This window comes from Pokkaliibacter plantistimulans, from assembly GCF_003194385.1.
In the GTDB taxonomy this organism is placed as follows: domain Bacteria; phylum Pseudomonadota; class Gammaproteobacteria; order Pseudomonadales; family Balneatricaceae; genus Pokkaliibacter; species Pokkaliibacter plantistimulans.
In genome coordinates this window covers 1-23,102 of record NZ_LAPT01000140.1, presented here as the reverse complement: position 1 = coordinate 23,102, position 23,102 = coordinate 1, and the positions used below count along the sequence as shown (strand labels likewise).

Sequence of the window (23,102 nt, the reverse complement as noted above, 5' to 3'; positions counted from 1 at the left end):
GCTACCTAGACGGCAGTAAAAGCTGGAAAACGCTAGCACTGATTAAACTCAAGAACAAATTTCTTGTTGCATTCAACTGAGTCCTCTGATTCAATTTGCTCAAGAAACAGCCTACCCTTTACCCACAGTGATTGCGAATATACTGGATACTTTATATTAATAGTCCATGGATGCTGGCGGCATCCATGGACTACATCAAAGCAACTTGGCTGAGGGGCCAAACCTAATTCCGGGGTTTGACGGAATAAGGAGGTAATCCATGTGATCGGCAACCACACCACCAGAAGAGTCTGAACAATCAACATCGTTCATCACTCTGGCTAACGCCCCTACTTGCCGGGAATGAGGCAGAAGGAGGATAGACGTGTGACTAACTATCACATGATCAGAAGAGCATAAGGCGGGGAAACCCGCCTTTTAGCTATCCGATGCGGTGTTGCTTCGGAGCCATTCTAACCAGTTCAACTGTCTAACCCAAACATGGATTTTTGCAGAGGTTACAGTATGCCCGCCTCAAACAAGGACGAGAGCGACAAGCTCCGCGCCCTGATCGCTGCCTTTATCAAGGAGCGGCTGGATGCCAAGCTCGACAAACTCTCGGCAGATGACCCGAAATATCAGGCGCTCACCGCCCAATACCAATACAGCAGCTGGCTTGAGGATGCCGCCCGCCGCGTAGGGCAAATTCAGAGTGTCACCCATACCCTGAAAGCCATTCATCCTGATGCCAGGGGGACCAACCTGTATGTTTCCCCCTCTGATTTAACCGGGCACAGCGTGCTTGGCAGCCATGATCTGCCAGTCAGTTTTAGTGCGGATGTGGTCGGCAACGCCGCGGCACTGGATGTCTACAAGTTGCTGAAACTCGCAGGCGACGATGGCCGCACCCTGCTCGACCGGGCACTGGCTCAGGACACGGCCTTAAAAGCCGCGCTCAGTGATGACCCTGAACAGGCACAACAGTGGCTAGATGCCTTTGCCGGGCTGGTTGCCAGCCGTGGCGGCAGTGCCAGCCATCAACGGGCCAAACAGGTCTACTGGCTGACCGGCAACGACCCGCTGAACGACGAGCACTATCATCTGCTCGCCCCCCTTTATGCCAGCTCACTCAGCCATCAGGTGTTTCAGCAGATCAACAGCCATCGCTTTGGCGAAGAGGCCAAAGCCGCACGAGAAGCGCGTCGCAAAGGTGAACAGCACGCAACTGGTTACTACGACTACCCGGCTCTGGCAGTGCAAAAACTGGGCGGCACCAAACCGCAGAATATCAGCCAGCTCAACAGCGAACGGGGCGGTAACAACTACCTGCTGGCCTCACTTCCCCCCAGCTGGGACCGCAACCTGCTGACACCACCGTTGCGCACCGACTCGGTCTTCCCGCGCTTTACCCGGCGCCCAGAAGTCCGGCTGACCGTGCGCCAGCTGCGTGTACTGCTGCTGGGTGACCCGCCCAAGAACGTGCAGACACGGGAAACACGCTTTTCCCTCACCTCCCGGCTGGTGGATGAACTACTGCAGTTCGGTGCCGAATGCTGGCAGTTACCGCCCGGCTGGAGCGCGCAGCCAGAGTGCCGACTGGTGGAAGCTGAAACCCTGTGGCTTGACCCGTACCGGGCGAAGGACGACGAGGCCTTTGCTGCCAGGTGGCGCCAGGGAGACTGGCAACAGGAAATCTGCCAGCGCTTTGCCAGCTGGCTGAACAGGCTATTGCGCATCGCTGAATTGCCGGTCGCTGACCCGGAGCACAAGCAGTGGAGCAAGGAGGTCAAACTCACCGATGACTGGCGTGAATGGCTGAAACATCTTGAGCAGGAGCTGGATCAATTGCAGAAGGAGCTGAGCTATGAATGAGCAGGGCTTACTGATCATCCCGCGGCTTCGGGTGCAGAATGCCAACTGCATATCCAGCCCGATGACCTGGGGCTTCCCGGCCATTACCGCTTTCACCGGGCTGATGGTGGCACTGGAGCGTAAGGTACATGAGCACACCGGGCTGGAGTTTCTCAGTGTCGGGGTGATCTGCCATCACTTTGCTGCACAGGTCACCACTGGTGGCTATACCCGCACGTTCTGCCTGACACGTAACCCGGTCGATAAAGACGGCAGCACTGCCGCCATCGTCGAGGAAGGCCGTGCCCATCTTGAAATTACGCTGGTCTTTGGGGTTGCTGGCAGCGGCATGGCCGCCAGTGAAGAGCAGCGCCAGCAGGCGGCCCGCCATTGCGCCGACGTGCTGGCAACCCTGCGCATTGCCGGCGGCAGCGTGTTACCTGCGGAGCCCGGCACCCCCGGCTACTACCAGCAGCCAACGCTGAAAAGCCTGAGCGATAACCCGGATCAGCGTGCCAGTGAATTCCGCAGCCTGCGCCGCCAGTGGCTGCCAGGATTTGCGCTGGTATGTCGCGATGACCTACTCTCTGCGCGACTGCACGAGCTGCAGCAGAGTCAGCCCGAAGCCAGTCGCATCGATGCCTGGCTTGATCTGTCGCGCCTGCATATCCGCCCACGCCCTGCAACAGAACAGACTCAGGCACCGGCAACCCCAGCGACTGATAAAGTGGAATGGGAGGCCAGCCGCCCACCCGGCTGGCTGGTGCCGATTCCTGTTGGCTTTGGCGCACTGTCGCCCCTGCATCAACCCGGAGAGGTCGCCCATGCCCGCGATATGACGGTGCCCTTCCGCTTTGTTGAAAGCCTGTACTCCATCGGCCAGTGGCTGAGCCCGCACCGGCTACAAAGCCCTGAACAGCTTCTGTGGTACAGCACTCACGACGACAGCAGCGGCCTTTACCGCTGCCAGAATGACTACTCCCCCTCTCACATCACCGACTTTGCTTAAGTAAAAGGAACCTCACGATGGCAACTACCCCTGTAAAAACCGCTTCCGTACTGGCTTTCGAGCGCAAGCTGGACCCTTCTGACGCTTTGCTGTTTGCCGGTAACTGGGATCAACGCGATAACAGCGCCGACTGGCAAGGTATTCCCATCCGGGAAAAATCCATTCGCGGCACCATTTCCAACCGTCTGAAAACTAAGGATCAAGACCCGGCCAAGCTGGATGCGGCCATTGAAAACCCCAACCTGCAGACAGTCGATATTGCCGCCCTGCCCAGTGATGCCGATACCCTGATGGTGCGCTTTACCCTGCGTGTGCTGGCCGGTGCCGGTACGCCCTCAGCCTGCAATGACAGTGACTATCGCACCAAACTGCTAAACACGGTCGCCAGCTATACCGAGCAATACGGCTTTAGCGAACTGGCTGGCCGCTACGCCTGCAACCTGGCCAATGGCCGCTTCCTCTGGCGCAACCGCATGGGTGCCGAGCAGGTCGAAGTAGTGGTCAGTCATCTGGTCGAGGGCAAAGCGACCAAGCGCTGGACCTTCGATGCACTGAGCTTGTCCCTGCGCCAGTTCGATAGCAGCGACAATATCGCTGAGCTGACCCGCCTGATAGCTGACGGGCTGGCCGGTAAACACCATGTACTGCTCTCCGTCACCGCCTTTGTGCGTATGGGTGCCGGGCAGGAAGTCTTCCCCTCGCAGGAGCTGATCCTCGACAAGGGCAGCAGCGGCAAGAGCAAAACCCTGTATCACGTCAGTAACATTGCCGGTATCCATTCACAGAAAATCGGCAACGCCCTGCGCACCATCGACACCTGGTATCCCAATGACAGCGGCGATGCACTCGGCCCCATTGCGGTCGAACCCTATGGCTCCGTCACCACTGAAGGCAAAGCCTATCGCCAGCCCAAAGCCAAAATGGACTTCTACACCCTGCTGGATAACTGGGTCACGGAAGACAAGGTGCCCGCACTGGAGCAACAACACTTTGTGATGGCCACGCTGATTCGTGGCGGCGTGTTCGGTAAGGCGGACTGACCATGGACCACTACCTTGATATCCGCCTGCGCCCTGACCCGGACTTTACCCCGCCGCAGTTAATGAGTGCGCTCTACAGCAAACTGCACCGTGCCTTGGTGGCCGGCCAGCATGATGCCATTGGTGTCAGCTTCCCGCTGATGGAACAGCAACGCGCCGGGCTGGGCGGCGTACTGCGCCTGCACGGTAATGCCACCGCACTGGACCAGCTAATGAGCCAGCCATGGCTCAGCGGTATGCATGACCATGTGGAACTCAGCGCATTGCTACCCGTTCCCGCTGATGCCAAGCACCGCACCCTGCGGCGAGTACAGGCGCAAAGCAATCCTGAACGCCTGCGTCGCCGACTGGCCAAACGCCATCACCTGAGTGAAGCCGAAGCCAGAGAGCGCATCCCTGATTCAGTGGCTCAGCAACTGAAACTGCCCTATCTGCAACTTCGCAGTAACAGCACCGGTCAACACTTCCGGCTGTTTCTGCAACTGAGTGCAGAGCAGGCAACACCACTCACAGGCACGTTCAACAGTTACGGCCTAAGCCAGACGGCCAGCCTCCCCTGGTTCTGACCCTTTTTTCCGGGCCTCTTATTGAGCCTATAAAAATCAAAGGGTTACGGCACACAACAAAAAAAGGGTTGTGCGCCGTTTAAAGGGGTTTGCTCTTTAACAATCAGGAAGTTAGGTTAGACAGGCTCTAGTTCACTGCCGAATAGGCAGCTCAGAAACTCGTCGGCGCTTTTCCTATCCGGTGCAGGAGTTCACTGCCGAATAGGCAGCTCAGAAAGTCAGCGAGCACGTATCTGACGAAACCAAGCAGTTCACTGCCGAATAGGCAGCTCAGAAATGGTACCGCGTAGCAGATGGTCTGCAATAATCGTTCACTGCCGAATAGGCAGCTCAGAAAGGTCTGACTTGTCGTCTCAGTGAGCTTCTCAGGTTCACTGCCGAATAGGCAGCTCAGAAAGTCATGGTACCACCGCCAACCGTGAACAGCCCGTTCACTGCCGAATAGGCAGCTCAGAAATATTTGATTAAATGGTTCATCTGACCTATTTGTGTTCACTGCCGAATAGGCAGCTCAGAAAATAGACAGCTTCAACTGCGGCCATCGTCCATTGTTCACTGCCGAATAGGCAGCTCAGAAAGGGCTGCGAGTCAAGTTTACGCAGTCGTTATAGTTCACTGCCGAATAGGCAGCTCAGAAACTTCTGCCATGGCCTGCTGCCAGTCAGCGGTGGTTCACTGCCGAATAGGCAGCTCAGAAATGATCGCATGGCTTGTCTCCTGGTAATAAAAAGTTCACTGCCGAATAGGCAGCTCAGAAATGCTGGCTGCGGTGCGGGCGGCCGCTACTCAGGTTCACTGCCGAATAGGCAGCTCAGAAAGCCTGAGCCGTCTTATTCGGTTTGGTGCAGAGGTTCACTGCCGAATAGGCAGCTCAGAAATTGATGGAATGGTCCACCATCTGGGCAACGGAGTTCACTGCCGAATAGGCAGCTCAGAAAAGTGATGTCAGCGGCGGCCAGCTGTCGGTTGATGTTCACTGCCGAATAGGCAGCTCAGAAAATCTGAGTGCGGGAAAACGTGGACGCTGCAAAGTTCACTGCCGAATAGGCAGCTCAGAAATGACGGCCAGTGAACTGGTACGCCTCGATCCAGTTCACTGCCGAATAGGCAGCTCAGAAATTGCGCCCTTTGTCTTTGCGGATCAGTACAGAGTTCACTGCCGAATAGGCAGCTCAGAAAGCAGAGAGGCAATGAAAAAAGTACTTGAGGTGGTTCACTGCCGAATAGGCAGCTCAGAAAAGCGAGATCAATGTGATTGGGTCCATGAAGATGTTCACTGCCGAATAGGCAGCTCAGAAATCACCATGCGGCTCCCAGTCAGAAAGGCCCTCGTTCACTGCCGAATAGGCAGCTCAGAAAGCCCGGTAGACAGGCGCTCCATCACCGTCATCGTTCACTGCCGAATAGGCAGCTCAGAAATTCTGCCGCTGTCGCCCGCGCTACTTCGTCCGGTTCACTGCCGAATAGGCAGCTCAGAAAAGGCACTATAAGCGCTGGTCCAGGTCGCTCCGGTTCACTGCCGAATAGGCAGCTCAGAAACAGTCATCAGGATAAAGCCCTTCAAGACGCCTGTTCACTGCCGAATAGGCAGCTCAGAAAGTTGAATCTCTGGCGGCCACTATCGAGCAATTGTTCACTGCCGAATAGGCAGCTCAGAAATGCTATCAGGATGCGGGAGAAACCATTACGCCGTTCACTGCCGAATAGGCAGCTCAGAAACTGCTTTTGAAGCCTCATCGCGAAACCAGGAAGTTCACTGCCGAATAGGCAGCTCAGAAATTCACTATTGGCATCAGCAGGTGACCAATGTAGTTCACTGCCGAATAGGCAGCTCAGAAATGAGTCAATGCCGTTCGCAACTCAGGACCATGGTTCACTGCCGAATAGGCAGCTCAGAAATGACGTCATGCGCGGTTACTCTGTAGCAGAGGGTTCACTGCCGAATAGGCAGCTCAGAAAGACGCCCTGTTTTATCATGCTGACGCCGAGAAGTTCACTGCCGAATAGGCAGCTCAGAAATATCGGCGCCAGCAGTGAGCCACATAGCGATAGTTCACTGCCGAATAGGCAGCTCAGAAATACACTATTAATTGGTGGTTCCGCTGCAGGAAGTTCACTGCCGAATAGGCAGCTCAGAAATAATAACTCTACAGTCACTATTAACCTCCCTCGTTCACTGCCGAATAGGCAGCTCAGAAAAGTATTCGCCAGGCTGGTTGGGCACTGGATGCGTTCACTGCCGAATAGGCAGCTCAGAAATTGCCGCGCAGCGCCAGGGCCAGTAACTCCGCGTTCACTGCCGAATAGGCAGCTCAGAAAAGCTGGCTGAACGTCTGAATACACTGGCCGCCGTTCACTGCCGAATAGGCAGCTCAGAAATGGGTAGTACGCTACGGGATTACCGATATCTAGTTCACTGCCGAATAGGCAGCTCAGAAATAACAGTTTCGGGTCAGCGTCGGCTTTCTTGCTGTTCACTGCCGAATAGGCAGCTCAGAAATTCTGTGCTGCAATCTTCCGACCCCTGGATTGGTTCACTGCCGAATAGGCAGCTCAGAAATTGCGTCAAATGTGACGGGGCAGTCGGACCCGGTTCACTGCCGAATAGGCAGCTCAGAAAAGCGCACGTCAGTCGCGTGCTTCGGGGCTTGCGTTCACTGCCGAATAGGCAGCTCAGAAAAGAGTCGAGCGTGAGACTCCAAGGCGAAAAGAGTTCACTGCCGAATAGGCAGCTCAGAAATAAGAGATTTACACCTGAAACGTAGGAACGACGTTCACTGCCGAATAGGCAGCTCAGAAAGAAAAGCAAAATGACGGCGTTGATCGTTTTGCGTTCACTGCCGAATAGGCAGCTCAGAAACAGGTGATGGGCGTGCTGGCGCTGTATTATCTTGTTCACTGCCGAATAGGCAGCTCAGAAATTTAGAAACTAGATGCTGTTGAATGGTTTCTAGTTCACTGCCGAATAGGCAGCTCAGAAATGCCCCTGAAACCACAAAAGTCCTATCGCAGCGTTCACTGCCGAATAGGCAGCTCAGAAATGCCGCCGCTCAATGGCGCCATGGGGCAACACGTTCACTGCCGAATAGGCAGCTCAGAAAGTACCGCACGGCACAGTGTGGCCCGCGTCACCGTTCACTGCCGAATAGGCAGCTCAGAAACAAGTCATCACGCTGGGATGACGTGCAGAAAGGTTCACTGCCGAATAGGCAGCTCAGAAATGTGCTGCTGCTTTTTTAGCAGTGTTAGCGCGGTTCACTGCCGAATAGGCAGCTCAGAAAAATCGTGCCACTCTTTTGCACTTTATTGACGGTTCACTGCCGAATAGGCAGCTCAGAAAGTGCTGCTATCGAGCGACTGCTGCACCTGGCTGTTCACTGCCGAATAGGCAGCTCAGAAAAGTTTAGGAATACAGCGCTGCATTAAAGTCATGTTCACTGCCGAATAGGCAGCTCAGAAATGAGTCGTCGGCGAGATCTAAAGCGGTCAATCGTTCACTGCCGAATAGGCAGCTCAGAAATGCTGGCCCAGCAGGAGCAGGCAGAGAAAACCGTTCACTGCCGAATAGGCAGCTCAGAAAATATATGGTTCTATGTTTTGCGCCATGTAACCGTTCACTGCCGAATAGGCAGCTCAGAAATCCAAAGAGTTAGGTAACGCTAAGAACGTTTCGTTCACTGCCGAATAGGCAGCTCAGAAATGAATCGGTTATCGATTTAAGCGCCTTTTTTAGTTCACTGCCGAATAGGCAGCTCAGAAAACGGCGACGCACCAGAGCCTATGCTGAAACCGGTTCACTGCCGAATAGGCAGCTCAGAAAAGTCCTGCTTACTTTGCAGCAATGACCGAATAGTTCACTGCCGAATAGGCAGCTCAGAAAATGTCATAAAAAGAGGCGATCATGAGCGATACGTTCACTGCCGAATAGGCAGCTCAGAAATGCCGGTTATGGCTACGCTGGAGGCTGCTGAAGTTCACTGCCGAATAGGCAGCTCAGAAATCCACGCGTTTCACGATTGAATACATAGAGCAGTTCACTGCCGAATAGGCAGCTCAGAAACAGCATTGGGCGCGTCAGTGACCAATGGAACACGTTCACTGCCGAATAGGCAGCTCAGAAAAGTAGGCCGCTCGGCCCTCGAGGGTTTCTGGAGTTCACTGCCGAATAGGCAGCTCAGAAAGACAGGGCCATTCATTGCGCCGTAGGCTTGCTGTTCACTGCCGAATAGGCAGCTCAGAAAAAAATGGACACGCTGCATGGTGACGCCCGCTTGTTCACTGCCGAATAGGTAGCTCAGAAATGCCCCGGACAACAGTGACTGATCCTGGCCTCGTTCACTGCCGAATAGGCAGCTCAGAAAGCCGGGTGTAGCGCTCGTTGAGTGCATGCAAGGTTCACTGCCGAATAGGCAGCTCAGAAATTGCCGCGCAGCGCCAGGGCCAGTAACTCCGCGTTCACTGCCGAATAGGCAGCTCAGAAATACATGGAGCAGCAGCAAGGCTTCACCGTGGAGTTCACTGCCGAATAGGCAGCTCAGAAAACCAAGTGGTATCTGGCAGCCCGGCAGGGCACGTTCACTGCCGAATAGGCAGCTCAGAAAAACACGCAAGAAAATAAAGAAGCCCATGATCAGTTCACTGCCGAATAGGCAGCTCAGAAAAGCTACACCGGTGGAGGTAGTAACGCCCTGAGGTTCACTGCCGAATAGGCAGCTCAAAAAATACATGGGAATACTGAATGTCTGCTGCCAGAGTTCACTGCCGAATAGACAGTTTGTTTTGAAAACAGGCCGGGCCTTAGCCCAGCCTGGCTGCCAGCTGACGGTACAGCTCGGTATGTCGGTCCTGCTCCACACACAGCCCAAGCATATCTTCGATAAAACAGTGCAATGCTCTTTGCTCCATGCGCTCAATGCCCTGACGCTGATAATCCACCAGATGGTGATAGCGTGACGCGGCCCCCAGATCACCGAACAGCAGATGACCTGCGGGGTTAACCAGCACATTGTGGGCGTACAGATCACCGTGGCTGATGCCACATTGGCGCAGGTGTGCCACCACGCTTTCCATCTGTTCGACAAAGCCGCTGATGGTCGCGATGTCGAAGGACTGACCCGCCGTGAAGACATCGCGGGTACAGCTGGCAAGGCTCGGTGGCTGGCCGAGATTGAGGTAGTCGGCAGGGATCAGCTCCATCACCAGCGCCTCCTGCAGCTCACCCGTTACCCGTGCCAGCGGTGTAACCATATTCGGATGCTGGCCGATGGACAGGCATGCTTCCAGCTCATCCAGCGGGTAGCCGTCACTGGTGACGTCCCCCTTGAATACCTTGATCGCCACCTGCTCGCTGCAGCCATGGGGGTTATGGCGCCATGAAGCGCGGCGGATCACCCCTGAGGCGCCCTGCCCCAGCACTTCGTGATGATACAGATCGTCTGCGGCCACCTGCGGAAATGCGTCGTGCGGCTGACGCTCGGCACAGAACGGGTTGCCGGAAAACGCCAGCCAGCTCAGCTGCGGCAGATCCAGCACCACATCGGGGAACTGCGGCAGTCGGTTGGCTGAGATGCGCAGCAGCTGCAACTGATGGCACTGGCTGAGGCTGCCGGGCAGCTCAGTCAGGCAGTTACCGGCCAGCATCAGCTTTTGCAGTCGGTGCAGTTGCCCTATTCGCTCCGGCAGTGCAGCAATCAGGTTATCGGTCAGGATCAGCCAGCGGGTTTGCACGGGGAGAGCCTCAGCCGGAACGGTTTCAATGCGATTACTTTTGAAGCCAATCATCTCCAGTTCCGCGCACTGGCCGAGGCACGCCGGCAGCTGACGAAAGCGGTTATTGGAACAGAAAATCACCTTCAGCCTGTGCAACCGGTGCAGGTCGTCTGGCAGCTCGCTCAGGGCGTTATTGCTGAGATCCAGGATTTCCAGGCTGTCGGCCAGGGAAAAAATCTCTGCGGGAAAGTGTGTCAGCCCTTCTGCCAGTTGCAGCCGGGTGACACCGTGAAGCTCGCCGGCCTGTAGTTGCGCCAGGGTATGCATGGGCCAATCCTTGTAGGTCTGCAGGTCAGATCAGTGGCTGTCGCGGGTCAGCTTGTCCAGATAACCCATGGCAAAGGCGGAAGCGACAAAGGTCATGTGGATAATGACGTACCACTTGAGATGCTCAGTGTCGTAGGTACTGGCATTCATGAAAATTTTCAGCAGATGAATGGAGGAAATAGCGACGATGGACGCAGCCACCTTGGACTTGAGGGTGGAAGAATCCAGCTTACCCAGCCAGCCCAGCTTCTCTTCTCCTTCGGGGATATCCAGACGCGAGACGAAGTTTTCATAGCCGCTGAACATCACCATCACCAGCAGGCCACCGACCAGTGACAGGTCAACCAGTGACAGCACCAGCAGCACCAGATCAGTCTCGGAGGTATCGAGTATATGTGGCAGGACGTGAAAGATTTCCTGAAAAAACTTAATCGTCAGTGCCAGCAACGCCAGACTCAGGCCCATATAAATCGGGGCCAACAGCCAGCGTGCGGCATACATGGTGCGTTCCAGATACTTTTCCATTGGGTTTCACTCTACCAAACCAGTTATCGATACTGCTTGTTGATCAACTGAGCTCAGAGCCTGTTGCTGATCCGCAGCGCTGAAAAGACCTGCGCCCGCCGGATCACGAACATGCTCTCAGGCTATCCAGCCTGCCTGCCATTGTGGCGGCCGCCTATGATAACGACTGCCCCATGACCGGCAAGCTACGATTGGCTTCAACTGTTATCTGCCGCCCTGTGCTCGGAATGTATGCTCAGAACGTACTCATGATCTCAGGATGTGGCCGGGCTGGAGCTCAGTGCTTCATCACCACTGCGTTCGGCTTTCTCAGCACTGGCCTGACTTTTCTCCTGTGCCTTGATCTGCACCTTCTCTTTTTCCTTTTCCACACCCATGTCGAACGACAACAGCAACCAGCCTGATCTGGGCTGAGGGCTGGCTTCATTGCTGAATATCTGCACTTCGCCCTTCGGCGTAATGGCAAATAACGGGCAGCGATCACTGCCGTGCTGGGCCTTCCAGGCCTCAAGGGTAAAGTCGTCCGACAGGCGGGTGGTACGCAGTCGGGCACCCTGACGAATCAGGCTGGCAAACTTGCTGTAAGTCAGCCCTTCACTGCCCCCCGTGGCGCCGAGATAACGGCCCTGATACTCCTCAGAAATCAGCTGTCTGGCCGAGGTCTGGGTATCCTTGCTGGTTTGCAGGGCGAAGATATTGCGGCGCCCGAATTCAGGGCGATAGCGCAGACTGGCCAGCACGTTCACTTCCCGCTGTGGGGACAGGGCGAGCATACGGCCATACCCGACCAGATCGAGATAGGTATCGGCATGACGTGACAGTGGATTGCCATGAAAGGTACGCAGCCCGGCCATGCGCGCCTCGCGGATATTTTCCCAGCTGGGGTCCACCATCAGTACCGGCACCTGATTCTGCTCCAGCAGCTTGGCCAGCTCCCGGGCGACGGTATTGGCACCGATAAAGATAAAGCCGCGAGGTTCAGGCTCAGCCACCCCCAGCCGCTTGGCCAGTGGCCGGGCAGTGGCGCTCTGGAACAGCACGGTACCGATGATGACGGCGAAGGACAGCGCCGACAGCACCTGTGCATCGGCCACGCCGTTCTGCTCCAGACGCAGGGCAAACAGGGCCGATACTGCCGCGGCGACGATCCCCCGCGGGCCAATCCAGGCGATCATGGCCTTGTCTTTCCAGCTCAGCTCCGATCCCCAGCTGCACAGCCAGACGGACACCGGCCGGACGATAAAGTGAATCACCAGTAGCAGCGCAATCGCAGGCGCTCCCAGCATCCACAGATCATGCAGATCCAGTCGCGCCGCCAGCAGAATAAACAGCCCGGAGATCAGCATCACCGTGAGGTTTTCCTTGAAGGACAGAATGCCCTCGATTTCTACCCCTTTCATATTGGCCAGCAGCATGCCCATGACGGTCACTGTCAGCAGACCGGACTCATGGGCCAGATGATTGGCGAAGGTAAAGGAGCCCAGCACCAGTGCCAGCGTCGCCAGCGCCTGCAGGTAGTCAGGCAGCCAGTGGCGACGCAGGGCCTGGCCAAGGGCATAGCCCGTCACCAGCCCGGTCAGGCCACCGACACCCACCACCTCGGCAAACAACAATGCGGTGTGCCACAGCGGACCGCCTTCCGCACTGCGGGAAATAATCCACTCGAAGACCAGTACCGCCAGCAGCGCACCGATAGGGTCAATGATGATGCCCTCCCAGCGCAGGATGTTGCCGATACGGGCGTTGACACGGATGGTACGCAGCATCGGCACAATCACCGTCGGCCCGGTCACCACCACCAGCGCCCCGAACAGCCAGGCCATATCCCAGTTGAGGCCGATCAGCCAGCGGGCAGCCAGTGCGATCATCGCCCAGGTCACCAGTGCGCCAAAGGTGACAAGCCTGCGCACGACTTTGCCGACGTCCTTGATCTGCGTGAGATGCAGGGTCAGGCTGCCTTCAAACAGAATGATGGCGACCGACAGTGATACCAGCGGGAACAGCAGTTCCTTGAACAGATAATCAGGCTGAATCCAGCCCAGCCCCGGGCCAAGCAGTACACCGGAGAGCAGCAAAAACAGGATCGCGGGCAACTTTACCCGCCATGCCAGCCACTGGCATCCCAGCCCCACCACGGCAATCAGCGCCAGTGCGCCAGCCACACTCATCGGCATATCCGAAATCCTATGTCTTTTGAGTCGAGGGTCATCATTCCACGGCAAACCGCCCTTGCCAAGCCAGCATGCTGCTTTGCAGCAGATGGTGAACAGGCACTATGGCTGCCGCAGGGTCAGGTAACCACCGACAATACGAGTCGCTGTAGTCATAGCGCAGAGCACGGCAAAGCCATAGGCCAGCGGCACAAAAGCACCGGGGAACAAGCAGAGCAGCACAAAGAACAGGATGGTTTCTGTTCCTTCGGTCAGGCCGCCCAGATAGTACAGCGACTTATGCACGGCCTGTGGCTGCACCAGCGAACGCCGGGCTGCCACCGCCGCAAAGGCTAAAAAGCTGCTGCCAGTGCCGACAAAGGCAAAAATCAGCGTCGCCGCTGCCGTCGCATTGGCAGGCTCCGCCAGAGCGAAGGCCCAGATCACGCCCGAGTAAATCAGAAAGTCGAGACAGATATCGAGATAGCCCCCGGCATCCGATGGCTGAGTCTGCCGCGCTACAGCCCCATCGAGGCCGTCGAGAAAGCGGTTGATCAACAGTAAGACCAGCGCCAGCTCAAAGTGCCCCAGGGTAATGGCCACCATCGCCATCAGGCCAAAGACGAAACCCAGCACCGTCAGCTGATCAGCACTGATTTCTTCCCGCCGGGCATGGTACGCCAGCACCTTCAACGGCGGCTGTACCCAGCGGCTGGTGTAGCGATCAAGCATGATTGGGCGCTCCTTCTACTAGGGAGACAGCAGGCCAGTGCAGCACCGTCGCCCCGGCAGGAATATCCTGCGGATCATGGGTAACCAGCAGGGTTGGCAGACCGCAGGCGCTAAGGTGGCCATAGACAAACTGGCGCATCTGCTCGCGCAGTGCCTGATCCAGCCGGTTGAAAGGCTCATCCAGCAACAAGGCCAGCGGCTCCGCCAGCAGGGTACGCATCAGGCTCACTCGCGCCCGTTGCCCACCGGAAAGTGTCAGCGGATCCCGCCCCGCCATGTCTGCCAGCTCCGCCTGCTGCAGTGCCTGCCCGACTCGCCGGTGCCGCTCACTCTGTGCATAGTGCCGCGGCACTGCCAGCAAAAGGTTGTCGTGCACATTGAGGTGAGGGAACAGCAGATCATCCTGTTGCAGCAGGCCGATACGCCGCCGCTCAGGGGGGAGATGATGTACCTCGGCACCGCCCAGCCGCAGTGAGCCTCTCGCATTGAACGGCCGGTTCAGCGTGCCGGTGATCCAGGCCAGCAGCGTGGATTTACCGCAGCCGCTGGGGCCCATCAGGGCAAGTAACTGCCCTCCCCCGATCTGCAGCGACAGCTCAAGGCACAGCAGGCGCTCTGCCACACTGAGGGTGACGCCCTGCAGCTGGAGTCCGCTGGTCAACGCTGAGGTCACGGTTCGCTTCTCCCTTTAACTATGTCTGGCTGTAACTATGTCTGGCTGCATCCCCTGCAATCCGGCGTAACGCCACTTCGGCCAGTACAGTGCCAGTGCAAATCCCAGCAGCGGCAGACTGAGCTGAGCAAAAGCATAGACGCCGATGACCCGCATGTCCCAGCTGCTGGCCAGACTGACCGCCTCCGTTGTCAGCGTCGGGAAGCGCCCGCTGCCGATATACAGGGTCAGCAGATACTGGCCATTACTGACGGCAAAACCCACCGCCAGCGCGGTCACCAGTGCCGGACTGAGAATCGGCCATTTGACCCGCCACAACGCCTGCCAGTAGCTCATGCCCAGCAGGCGGGCCTGCTGCTGATAGCGCGGGTCAAGGCCACGATAGCTATCCGCCAGACTCAGATACATGTAGGGCAAGACCACCAGCAGGTGCGCCCAGAGCAACGCCAGCGCCTGACCATCCCACCCTAGTCGCAACAACAGCCACTGCAAGCCAAAGGCATAGACCAGTTGCGGCAATAGCAGCGGCAACCATAACCAGATGCCCAGATACAGCGGGCGCTGCTGATGAACACTCCACTCCAGCCACAGCACACACAGCAGCAGGCCACAGCAGGCGCTGGCAAGGCCCAGCAGCAGGCTGTTACCCAGCAGCACAGAACCAGCCTGCCACAGGCTGAGCCAGTGCTGCGCCGTCCAGCTTTGTGGCCAGAGCGCGGGATACGGCCAGCGCCAGCTGAACGACCAGCACAACAACAGCAGCACTGCCAGCACCGTGCTGGCCACCAGCAGGCCGATCAGCAATGAGGCACTGTAGCGGCCCAGCTTGTGCCACCGGGCTGGCCATTGCCAGCGCCAGCCACTGCGGGTCAGCCTCAGCAACAGCCAGCGTCCGCCCTGCTCAAGGCCCAGCCACACCAGCAGGCTTAACAGCATCATCGCCAGCAGCAATAACGCTGCCGCACTGGCAGGCAGCCACTGCTGCACATCCGCATCCGCCAGCCAGCGCCAGATCAGCACGGCCAGTGTAGGCGGATTGCCCGGACCGATGATGGCCGCCATGTCCACATTGCTCAGACCATAGGCCAGTACCGCCAGGAGCGGTAAGCGTAACGCTGGATAGAGTGCAGGCCAGACCAGCAACAGCAATGCCTGTCCGGGGGGATAGCCCAGCGTCGCCGCCAGCTGGCTGCGTTTCCCCGCATCGGTGCGGGCCAGCGCACTGAGGGTCATCAGCAGCAGGAAGGGGGTTTCTTTCAATACCAGCGCCAGTATCAGGCTCACTCCTGAACTTCCCTGCACCCACGACCAGTCAGGTGGCAACCCACCATTGCGCCCCCCCACCAGCAGGCGCAGCAGCCAGCCCGAGGGTGCCAGCAACGCCATCAACCCGAAAGCCATGGCCGCATGAGGGATGGCCAGAATAGGCGCCAGCCAGCGCTGCAACCAGTGCAACTGACGCGGGCTGCGCAGCACCATCAGGATCAGCAGGGTCAGGGACAGACTGAGCAAGGTCGCCGCCCAGCCAGTCGTCAGGCTGAGCAGTATGGCGTGTGGCAGGGCGGGCAGTTGCAGGAGTGGCTGCCAGAGAGAAAGAGGGTCGGATGAAGCAGCTGAGCTAATAGCAGAGGAATTAATAAAGGGCTGCCAGCTGCCCAGCGACAGCAGCACGGTGCCCGTCAGCCCAAGCAACAGCGGGACGCCAAGCAGCAGGATGGCCAGACTGTGCAGCCCGGCAGACTGCCAGCACGGGCGCCATGGCCGCCGCGTCAATGGCCGTAACGCCGCTGCCACTCCTGCTCCAGCGCAGGCACCCAGCTGGCATGAGGCTCGGCCAGTACATGCCCCATCTCTTCCGCTGTCAGCGTCGCAGGCCCATGCTGGATGGCCTGAAAGCGAGCCTGATCTTCCGCCGACAACAGCTTCAGATCCAGCACCGTCGGATCGCCCCAGAAACTGGGGTCTTCCTTACGCGCCTGCGCTTCGGGCGACAGCAGGAAGTTGGCCACCACCTGTGCAGCCGCCTTGTGGTTGCTGTTGAACGGGATCGCCAGAAAGTGCGTGTTTGCCAGCGTGCCTTTATCGTGCACATAGGTGCGCACACTGCCGGGCAACTGCCCCGCCAGAATGGCGGCACTGGCCTCGTTAGGGTTAAAGCTCATGGACAGCAACAGCTCGCCACTGTCGAGCATATGGTTCATCACTTCTGCAGAAGCGGGGAAATCTTTGCCCTGATGCCAGAGATAGGGGTGCAGCTGATCCAGATAGTCCCACAGCGGCGCCGTTACTTCGGCAAAATCGGCCTCATCATAAGGCTGCAGCAGACGCATGGGGCGCTTCATGGTCTCAAGTAGTGCCTGCTTGAGAAAGGTAGTGCCCAGAAACGCCGGTGGCAGCGGGTAACTGACTCGCCCCGGATGCTCTCTGGCAAAGGCCAGCAGGGCTTCCATCGAATGAGGAGGCTGCTCAACGCGGGCACTGTCATAGAGGAACACCAACTGCGCCATGCCCCAGGGCGACTCCATGCCTTCTACCGGGATGGCAAAGTCGTGGCTGACGCTGGGCTTGCTGCGATCCACCCACTCATAGTTGGGCAGACTGGTGCTGAAAGGGCCGAACAGCAGGCCATTCTGCTTGAGGGTGCGGAAGTTCTCGCCGTTGACCCACAGCAGATCAACACTGCCCTGCTTCTCCCGCCCGGCGGCCTTTTCCGCCAGAATGCGGCCGACCACCGCGGAGGTGTCTGCCACCTTGACCAGTTTCAGGTTGATGCCATAACGGCTTTTCACTTCCGCCGCCGCCCAGCCAATGTAGTCATTGACGCGAGGGCTGCCGCCCCAGGCATTGAAGTACACTGTTTCACCCCGGGCATGCTTGAGCAGGGTGTTCCAGTCTTCGGCCTGAACGCTGATGGCAGCGCACAGGGTGACCAGCATCACCAGCAGACTCAGGCAGCTACGCCACATCCCTCTCATTGACCTCTCCTCCATGTGTGATAGCGCTCCAGCCACGGCAAGATCCACTGCGGTGTATGCTGACGCTTCCACACCCCGGCGACGTATTTGTTGGCCTCAGCCAGAGTAGGATAGATGTGAATGGTGCTGAGCACCTTGTTCAGGCCGATATTGTGCTTCATGGCCAGTACAAACTCGGCCATCAGCTCCGCGGCCTGATCACCTACGATGGTGACACCGAGAATGCGATCCTTGCCTGTCGCGGTCAGCACCTTGATCCAGCCATGACGACGGCCCTCGATGATGGCCCGGTCCAGCTCTCCCAGATCAAAGCGGCTGACCTCAAAGGCCACGCCCTGCAGCCGCGCCTGCTGCTCGGTCAGCCCCACCCGGGCAATCTGCGGATCGGTAAAGACCGCCATGGGCAGGTGCCGGTAGTCAACGCGATAACGTTTAACCAGACCAAACAGGGCGTTAACGCTGGCGTACCAGGCCTGATGGGCAGCCGCGTGCGTGTACTGATAAGGGCCTGCCACATCACCACAGGCAAAAATATGACGGAAGCGGGTACGCAGGAAGTCATCCACCTGCAAGGTGCCATCCGCGTTGCGCTCGATCCCCAGTGCCTCCAGCCCCATCCCTTCAGTATTGGCCTGCCGCCCGGAAGCCACCAGCACCCGGTCAAACTCCAGCGACACGGTATCCTCACTGGTTCCGTGCTGACGTAGCCAGGCACGGCGCGTGCCTTGCTCCTCACTGAAATGGGTGATTTCCGCCGCCAGATGCAGGCTGATGCCAAGGTCACGGCAGCGGCTCTGCAGGGCGACCGCTACCTCTTCATCTTCACGGGGCAACAGGCGCCCGGCGCGCTCAACGATCATCACCTCACTGCCAAAGCAGGCCATGGCCTGCCCCAGCTCGCACCCCACCGCACCGCCACCGAGAATCAGCAGGCGCTGAGGCAGTTCCCGCAGTTGCCAGAACGTCTCCGACGTCAGCGGGTCCATCTCCGTCAGCCCCGGAATCGGCGGCAGCGCCGGACGCGCGCCGGTGGCAATCACAATATTGCGGCTGGTCAGCTGTCGGTCTCCGACCTGCAGCTGCCATGGCGACAACAACCTTGCCTCACCGGCAATGCAGTCCACACCGAGGGTGGTGTAGCGCTCCACCCCATCATGAGGTGCTACCTGCTGAATGGTTTGCTGCACCCTCTCCATCACCTCGGCGAAGTCAAACTCCACCTGCGCGGAACGCAGGCCCAGGTTCCTCGCCTCAGTGGTCGCGGCCACATAATGCGCTGCGCGCAGCAGTGCTTTTGATGGCACGCAGCCGGTATGCAGGCAATCGCCCCCCATCCCGGCTTTTTCCACCAGCGCCACCCGGGCCCTGACCGCCGCAGCGATATAGCTGGTCACCAGACCCGCCGCACCGGCACCAATCACCACCAGGTTGTAATCATAATGAGCAGGTTTGGGCCACTGCCGCCGGTGGCGATAATCACGTAGCCACGACAGTGACCAGCGCGTCAGCAGTGGCAGCAGCCCCACTACCGCCAGCGCACTCAGCAACGGCAGCGACAGCACATCTGCCGGTGTGTTCAGCTCGGTCAGGCGGGCGCCGGTATAGACGTAAGCCACCGTGCCCAGCAACATGCCGATCTGACTCACCCAGGCAAAAGTCCAGACCCGCATGGAGGTCAGGCCCATCAGCAGGTTGATCAGGAAGAAGGGAAAGACCGGCACCATACGCAGGCCAAACAGATAAAAGACGCCATCGCGCTGGATGCCTTTATTGATGACCGCCATTTGCCGCTCGCAATGATGGCTGATCCAGTCACGCGCCAGATAGCGTGCCACCAGCATGGCCAGCACCGCACCGACGGTACTGGCGAACGACACCAGCACCGTGCCCCACAGCAGACCGAACATGGTCCCGGCAAACAGCGTCAGCAGTGTCGCACCGGGCACCGACAGCGCCGTCGCCAGTACATAGCCGAGGAAGAAAATAATACTGCTGCGCAGCGGATACTGACTGATCAGCGCCGACCAGGAGTCACGTTTCTGCCGCAGGAACTCCAGATCCAGATAAGACGACAGATCAAAATGCCAGGCCAGCACCAGCAACAGCATGACGAGAAGTACTAAACCAGCACGTCCCAGCTTCATCGATTCCCCTTAATAACTGTCTCACACACAAAACACACCTTGGCAGGCCGTCGAAAGTGCCAATTGTGGCGGCAATAGCGGTTTGCCGCCAGCCCGTTAGGTTCATAAGAACCTGTTCACGTTCGAAGTGAGACAGCAATGGGGAAAAATTTATCCCTGCTGAGGGAAATTGTTCTGATGCCGACGGGCAAGAATACGCAGCAATGCCGCATCCAGTGCCAGTCGCCCCGGTCCGCTGGCGGCCAGCACCGCCAGCATCAGCCCCCAATGGGTATGTGAAGCCAGCAGCGCCGCATCTTCGCGAACGGCCGGATAGGAGATAACGGCAACGATATTGAGGATAAACAGGCCGCAGGCACTGAACCGCCCTGCCAGCCCCAGCACCAGTAATGCCGACAGGCCCAGCTCACCCGCCGTGCCCATGACCGCAGCCAGTACCGGGGGCAGCAAGGGGACGTGGTATTCCTCGGTAAACAGAAACAGCGTGGTACTCCAGTCATCAATCTTGGTCAGACCGGACTTGAAGAACACGTTGGCCACATAGAGACGCAGTATCAGCCAGACCACATCACGCAGCGGCGGCGAGTTGCGCTCCAGCCAGCGGCTGAGGCTCAGTAACAGATCGGACATGGTGTATTCCTGTTATTTTGTCAGCCGGGTGTGTACGCACCCGCTGTGTAGTCCCTCAAAAGACCCCGGCAGGCAGGCAGTCAAACCGCCACGCGGATATCCACCAGCATCCGCTGTTGCAGCAACCAGCCCAGCACGGCCTGCACATCCACCTCCGCCTCGCCGTCCGTCAGGCTGTCCAGCGACTCTACCGCCTGTTCCAGGGAAGCGCCCTGTTGCAGCGCCAGCAGCAGCTGGAATTCCCCCGAGCTCAGCGGGCGAATCTGCACCTGACCATAGGGGCGCCACAGTGCAACACACTGCCCGCCCATGCCAAGATCGACCTGCTCCACTTCGCACTCAGGCTGATGGCGCTGCCAGATGGCATAAAGCGGATAGTCGGAGCGCAGCAGCTGCAAAGCCGGCGCCAGCACAAAACCCAGCCGGGCAAAGGCCTCAGGAGCGACCGCTGCCAGTCTGGCCATGTCGAAGTCAGCATTGTCTGGGGCGTAATAGGTGCTGTGCCACGCCCACTCCAGCGCGGCCACATCAGCCAGATAAGGCAATCCGGCAGCTTCGGGCATCGTGCGTAGCAGAGCCGGCAGCTTATCGCCGTAGCGATGTAGATTGCCGCTGAGGGAAGGCTGAGTCTGGACATACCGATGGATCAGCGCCTGAAAGAAGTCATCGCCCACAATCTGCGCCACTATCCGATAGACCGAACTCAGCATGGACTTCAGCACCACCCGGCGGTTGTTGCGATAGACGTCCATACCGCGTTCGCTGCTGCAGCCCGGCCCGGACTGCAGGCACTCCTGCACGGCGGTCGAAGTGCCGGTGACAGCGTTCAGCATCTGCTGCTGAATCTGCGCCAGTTCAGAGGACATCACCGTGCTCCTTCTGCTCTCGGTTCATCGGTTGCCAGGCGCCTGCCTGCTGTAAAATCTGCTGCGCTTTGTCAGCCTCCTGCATCAACACGGTGAGTGGCGGAATATCGATATCCCACTCCAGCAAGGTCGGCAGCGCACCAAAGCGCTGCAGGGCCTCCGCATACAGCAGCCAGACTTCGGCGCAGACCGGCTGGCTGTGACTGTCCACCAGACAATCCTCCAGCGTAGAAAAGCCTGCCAGATGAATCTCTGCCACCTGCCCGACCGGCAAAGCACGCATGAACTGCCGGGCATCGATCCCGAGATTGACCTGATTGACGTAGATATTGTTGACATCGAGCAGAATCTTGCAGCCCGTACGCTCAACCAGCGCCGCAAGAAATTCGGCCTCGCTCATCGCCGTCTGCCGGAAGCGCACATAGCTGGACAGGTTTTCCACGGCAATGGCGCAGCCCAGTGCCTGCTGCACCTGATCCACATTACGCGCCACCAGCTCCAGCGCCTCGGCGGTGTAGGGGAAAGGCAGCAGATCATTGATGACCTGCCCGCCACTGCGGTTCCAGCTCAGGTGTTCGGAGACGGCAGCAGGCTGCACGGTTGCCACCAGTTGCTGCAGTTCACGCAGGTGGTCTGCATCCAGCCCGTCGGCCGATGCCAGCCCCATACCCACGCCATGCAGGCTGATGGGATAACGTTCACGAATACGCATCAGGGTATGGAGCGCAGCCCCACCACCGAAATAGTTCTCACTGTGGGCTTCCAGCCAGGGGACGGCCGGTGCCTGATCAGCGAGAAAATCCCGGTAATGGGTGCCGCGTAACCCGACGCCAACCGCAATCGGTAATTGCGTCATAACAACCTCAGTTATTTGAGCATGCCACCCATGCTTTCACAGGTGCCCTTGGCGACCAGTTTGAAATCCATCGGGTCTTTGTCTTTGGTGGAATGACCAGCACAGGCGTGCTGAGCAGTAGCGCAGTCGTTCTTGCCAGCCATCGCCACACCGAAGCATTTATCCTGCTCGGCAGCACTCACTGTAGTAGCGGCGCTCATCGCCAGCAAACCTGCAACCGCACTCATAGCCAACAGATTAGAAGCTTTCATCACGTTGATCTCCGTGCTGTCCGTCGTCTGAACAGACAGCTTAGTCGTTGAATCAGAATAGTTGTTTTATTGCGTACTGCTTACTGATGAAGAGAACATCACCTGACCGGCGGGCAGATGACATCGCTCACTTTTACCGGGCTTACTTATTCAGCATGCCGCCCATGTTTTCACAGGTGCCCTTGGCAACGTATTTCCAGTCACCCGGGTCCTTGTCCTTGGTGGCCTGACCGGCACAGGCATGGCCATTGGAGGCGCAGTCATTCTGGCCAGCCATCGCCACGCCGTAACATTTTTCCTTGTCAGCTGCCGCCATGGCGGACTGCCCCATCACCCCCATGGTCAGCAAACCTGATACGGCAGCGATGGCCAGTAGTTTGGAATTATTCATTGTCTGCACCTCTGAAGTATTGGAATAGAACACTGCTAGTCCCGACGCCGTCAGCGTGGAGCCAGGCGAATTGCTTTGGCTGTAGGTTTAGTCGCCGCCCCGCAGGCTTTCTTACACAAAAATTTTAATTTTTTTCAAAAAAAATTCGGCAGAAAGAAAAGCCCAATAAAAACAAAGGCTAAAAGGACAGTAACAAAGGAATCAGGACGTAAGGCAGACCCAAAAGCGTGACTGGTGACTGGTGACTGGTGACTGGTGACTGGTGACTGGTGACTGGTGACTGGTGACTGGTGACTGGAAATGATCAGCAGAGGGAGTCCGACGGCAAATCATTTGCCGTCGTCATTGTTATCCGCCGCCTTGCTGAAATGGCGGGCCATGGTGTAGGCGCTGATCCAGATATCACGTTGCATGCGTAGTGTACTGGG

Annotated in this window: 17 protein-coding genes and 1 CRISPR repeat array; of the genes, 4 read left to right on the top strand and 13 right to left on the bottom strand. The window is 57.9% G+C overall.

Features of this window, described 5'->3' with window-relative positions; genetic code table 11:
* Positions 1-504 precede the first annotated feature (504 nt).
* Genes csy1 through cas6f form a run of 4 tightly spaced genes read left to right on the top strand, consistent with a single transcriptional unit; the run spans position 505 to position 4,445 of the window.
* Positions 505-1,851, top strand: coding sequence for a type I-F CRISPR-associated protein Csy1 (csy1, locus tag WH50_RS23950; protein ID WP_110189784.1), 1,347 nt, complete (start codon positions 505-507; stop codon positions 1,849-1,851).
* Positions 1,844-2,839 (top strand): type I-F CRISPR-associated protein Csy2, encoded by a 996-nt coding sequence (csy2, locus tag WH50_RS23945; RefSeq protein ID WP_110189782.1) that lies wholly within the window; start codon positions 1,844-1,846, stop codon positions 2,837-2,839. The genes csy1 and csy2 overlap by 8 nt, the downstream gene beginning before the upstream one ends.
* 17 nt (positions 2,840-2,856) lie before the next feature.
* A complete protein-coding gene (csy3, locus tag WH50_RS23940; RefSeq protein WP_110189780.1) occupies positions 2,857-3,879 on the top strand; it encodes a type I-F CRISPR-associated protein Csy3 in 1,023 nt (340 codons plus the stop codon).
* A gap of 2 nt (positions 3,880-3,881) precedes the next feature.
* The gene (gene cas6f, locus WH50_RS23935; protein WP_110189778.1) at positions 3,882-4,445 is read left to right on the top strand and encodes a type I-F CRISPR-associated endoribonuclease Cas6/Csy4; all 564 of its coding nucleotides are present in this window, start codon (positions 3,882-3,884) and stop codon (positions 4,443-4,445) included.
* 130 nt (positions 4,446-4,575) lie between these two features.
* Positions 4,576-9,166: a CRISPR direct-repeat array (repeat unit 28 nt; unit sequence GTTCACTGCCGAATAGGCAGCTCAGAAA).
* 76 nt (positions 9,167-9,242) lie between these two features.
* On the opposite strand, the gene WH50_RS23930 is transcribed toward cas6f, so the two are convergent.
* The 13 genes from WH50_RS23930 to WH50_RS23870 all read right to left on the bottom strand — a co-directional run bounded on the left by WH50_RS23930 (position 9,243) and on the right by WH50_RS23870 (position 22,674).
* Positions 9,243-10,481, bottom strand: coding sequence for a leucine-rich repeat-containing protein kinase family protein (locus WH50_RS23930; RefSeq protein WP_110189776.1), 1,239 nt, complete (start codon positions 10,479-10,481; stop codon positions 9,243-9,245).
* Positions 10,482-10,511: 30 nt separating this feature from the next.
* Entirely contained in the window at positions 10,512-11,006 is a 495-nt protein-coding gene (locus tag WH50_RS23925; RefSeq protein ID WP_104156589.1) for a TIGR00645 family protein, read from the bottom strand.
* A gap of 254 nt (positions 11,007-11,260) precedes the next feature.
* Positions 11,261-13,180, bottom strand: a complete 1,920-nt coding sequence (locus WH50_RS23920; RefSeq protein ID WP_110189774.1) for a cation:proton antiporter — start codon at positions 13,178-13,180, stop codon at positions 11,261-11,263.
* A 99-nt stretch (positions 13,181-13,279) separates the two neighbouring features.
* Positions 13,280-13,888, bottom strand: coding sequence for a CDP-alcohol phosphatidyltransferase family protein (locus tag WH50_RS23915; protein ID WP_104156591.1), 609 nt, complete (start codon positions 13,886-13,888; stop codon positions 13,280-13,282).
* Complete coding sequence (locus WH50_RS23910; protein WP_110189772.1) at positions 13,881-14,561, bottom strand: ATP-binding cassette domain-containing protein; 681 nt, start codon at positions 14,559-14,561, stop codon at positions 13,881-13,883. The genes WH50_RS23915 and WH50_RS23910 overlap by 8 nt, the downstream gene beginning before the upstream one ends.
* 15 nt (positions 14,562-14,576) lie before the next feature.
* Positions 14,577-16,355 (bottom strand): ABC transporter permease, encoded by a 1,779-nt coding sequence (locus WH50_RS23905; RefSeq protein WP_133251416.1) that lies wholly within the window; start codon positions 16,353-16,355, stop codon positions 14,577-14,579.
* Complete coding sequence (locus tag WH50_RS23900) at positions 16,331-17,536, bottom strand: ABC transporter substrate-binding protein (protein WP_243410259.1); 1,206 nt, start codon at positions 17,534-17,536, stop codon at positions 16,331-16,333. The genes WH50_RS23905 and WH50_RS23900 overlap by 25 nt, the downstream gene beginning before the upstream one ends.
* Positions 17,533-19,680, bottom strand: a complete 2,148-nt coding sequence (locus WH50_RS23895; protein ID WP_207780461.1) for an FAD-dependent oxidoreductase — start codon at positions 19,678-19,680, stop codon at positions 17,533-17,535. Before WH50_RS23895 ends, WH50_RS23900 begins: the two co-directional genes overlap by 4 nt.
* A 150-nt stretch (positions 19,681-19,830) precedes the next feature.
* The gene (locus WH50_RS23890) at positions 19,831-20,310 is read right to left on the bottom strand and encodes a DoxX family protein (RefSeq protein WP_110189766.1); all 480 of its coding nucleotides are present in this window, start codon (positions 20,308-20,310) and stop codon (positions 19,831-19,833) included.
* Positions 20,311-20,390: 80 nt separating this feature from the next.
* Positions 20,391-21,176: an HvfC/BufC N-terminal domain-containing protein gene (locus WH50_RS23885; RefSeq protein WP_110189764.1), complete on the bottom strand. Its 786-nt coding sequence runs from the start codon at positions 21,174-21,176 to the stop codon at positions 20,391-20,393.
* Positions 21,166-22,032 (bottom strand): MNIO family bufferin maturase, encoded by an 867-nt coding sequence (gene bufB / locus WH50_RS23880; protein ID WP_110189762.1) that lies wholly within the window; start codon positions 22,030-22,032, stop codon positions 21,166-21,168. Before bufB ends, WH50_RS23885 begins: the two co-directional genes overlap by 11 nt.
* An 11-nt stretch (positions 22,033-22,043) precedes the next feature.
* Positions 22,044-22,283 carry a BufA1 family periplasmic bufferin-type metallophore gene (locus WH50_RS23875; RefSeq protein ID WP_104156598.1) on the bottom strand — a complete coding sequence of 80 codons (240 nt, stop codon included), beginning with the start codon at positions 22,281-22,283 and terminating at the stop codon, positions 22,044-22,046.
* Positions 22,284-22,425: 142 nt separating this feature from the next.
* The gene (locus WH50_RS23870) at positions 22,426-22,674 is read right to left on the bottom strand and encodes a BufA1 family periplasmic bufferin-type metallophore (RefSeq protein WP_104156599.1); all 249 of its coding nucleotides are present in this window, start codon (positions 22,672-22,674) and stop codon (positions 22,426-22,428) included.
* Positions 22,675-23,102: the final 428 nt, after the last annotated feature.

What these genes read in the sequence shown, in the direction of transcription:
- csy1 (WP_110189784.1), top strand. Translation starts at nt 505, where the DNA reads ATGCCCGCCTCAAACAAGGACGAGAGCGACAAGCTCCGCGCCCTGATC.
- csy2 (WP_110189782.1), top strand. Translation starts at nt 1,844, where the DNA reads ATGAATGAGCAGGGCTTACTGATCATCCCGCGGCTTCGGGTGCAGAAT.
- csy3 (WP_110189780.1), top strand. Translation starts at nt 2,857, where the DNA reads ATGGCAACTACCCCTGTAAAAACCGCTTCCGTACTGGCTTTCGAGCGC.
- cas6f (WP_110189778.1), top strand. Translation starts at nt 3,882, where the DNA reads ATGGACCACTACCTTGATATCCGCCTGCGCCCTGACCCGGACTTTACC.
- WH50_RS23930 (WP_110189776.1), bottom strand. Translation starts at nt 10,481, where the DNA reads ATGCATACCCTGGCGCAACTACAGGCCGGCGAGCTTCACGGTGTCACC.
- WH50_RS23925 (WP_104156589.1), bottom strand. Translation starts at nt 11,006, where the DNA reads ATGGAAAAGTATCTGGAACGCACCATGTATGCCGCACGCTGGCTGTTG.
- WH50_RS23920 (WP_110189774.1), bottom strand. Translation starts at nt 13,180, where the DNA reads ATGCCGATGAGTGTGGCTGGCGCACTGGCGCTGATTGCCGTGGTGGGG.
- WH50_RS23915 (WP_104156591.1), bottom strand. Translation starts at nt 13,888, where the DNA reads ATGCTTGATCGCTACACCAGCCGCTGGGTACAGCCGCCGTTGAAGGTG.
- WH50_RS23900 (WP_243410259.1), bottom strand. Translation starts at nt 17,536, where the DNA reads ATGAGAGGGATGTGGCGTAGCTGCCTGAGTCTGCTGGTGATGCTGGTC.
- WH50_RS23895 (WP_207780461.1), bottom strand. Translation starts at nt 19,680, where the DNA reads ATGAAGCTGGGACGTGCTGGTTTAGTACTTCTCGTCATGCTGTTGCTG.
- WH50_RS23890 (WP_110189766.1), bottom strand. Translation starts at nt 20,310, where the DNA reads ATGTCCGATCTGTTACTGAGCCTCAGCCGCTGGCTGGAGCGCAACTCG.
- WH50_RS23885 (WP_110189764.1), bottom strand. Translation starts at nt 21,176, where the DNA reads ATGTCCTCTGAACTGGCGCAGATTCAGCAGCAGATGCTGAACGCTGTC.
- bufB (WP_110189762.1), bottom strand. Translation starts at nt 22,032, where the DNA reads ATGACGCAATTACCGATTGCGGTTGGCGTCGGGTTACGCGGCACCCAT.
- WH50_RS23875 (WP_104156598.1), bottom strand. Translation starts at nt 22,283, where the DNA reads ATGAAAGCTTCTAATCTGTTGGCTATGAGTGCGGTTGCAGGTTTGCTG.
- WH50_RS23870 (WP_104156599.1), bottom strand. Translation starts at nt 22,674, where the DNA reads ATGAATAATTCCAAACTACTGGCCATCGCTGCCGTATCAGGTTTGCTG.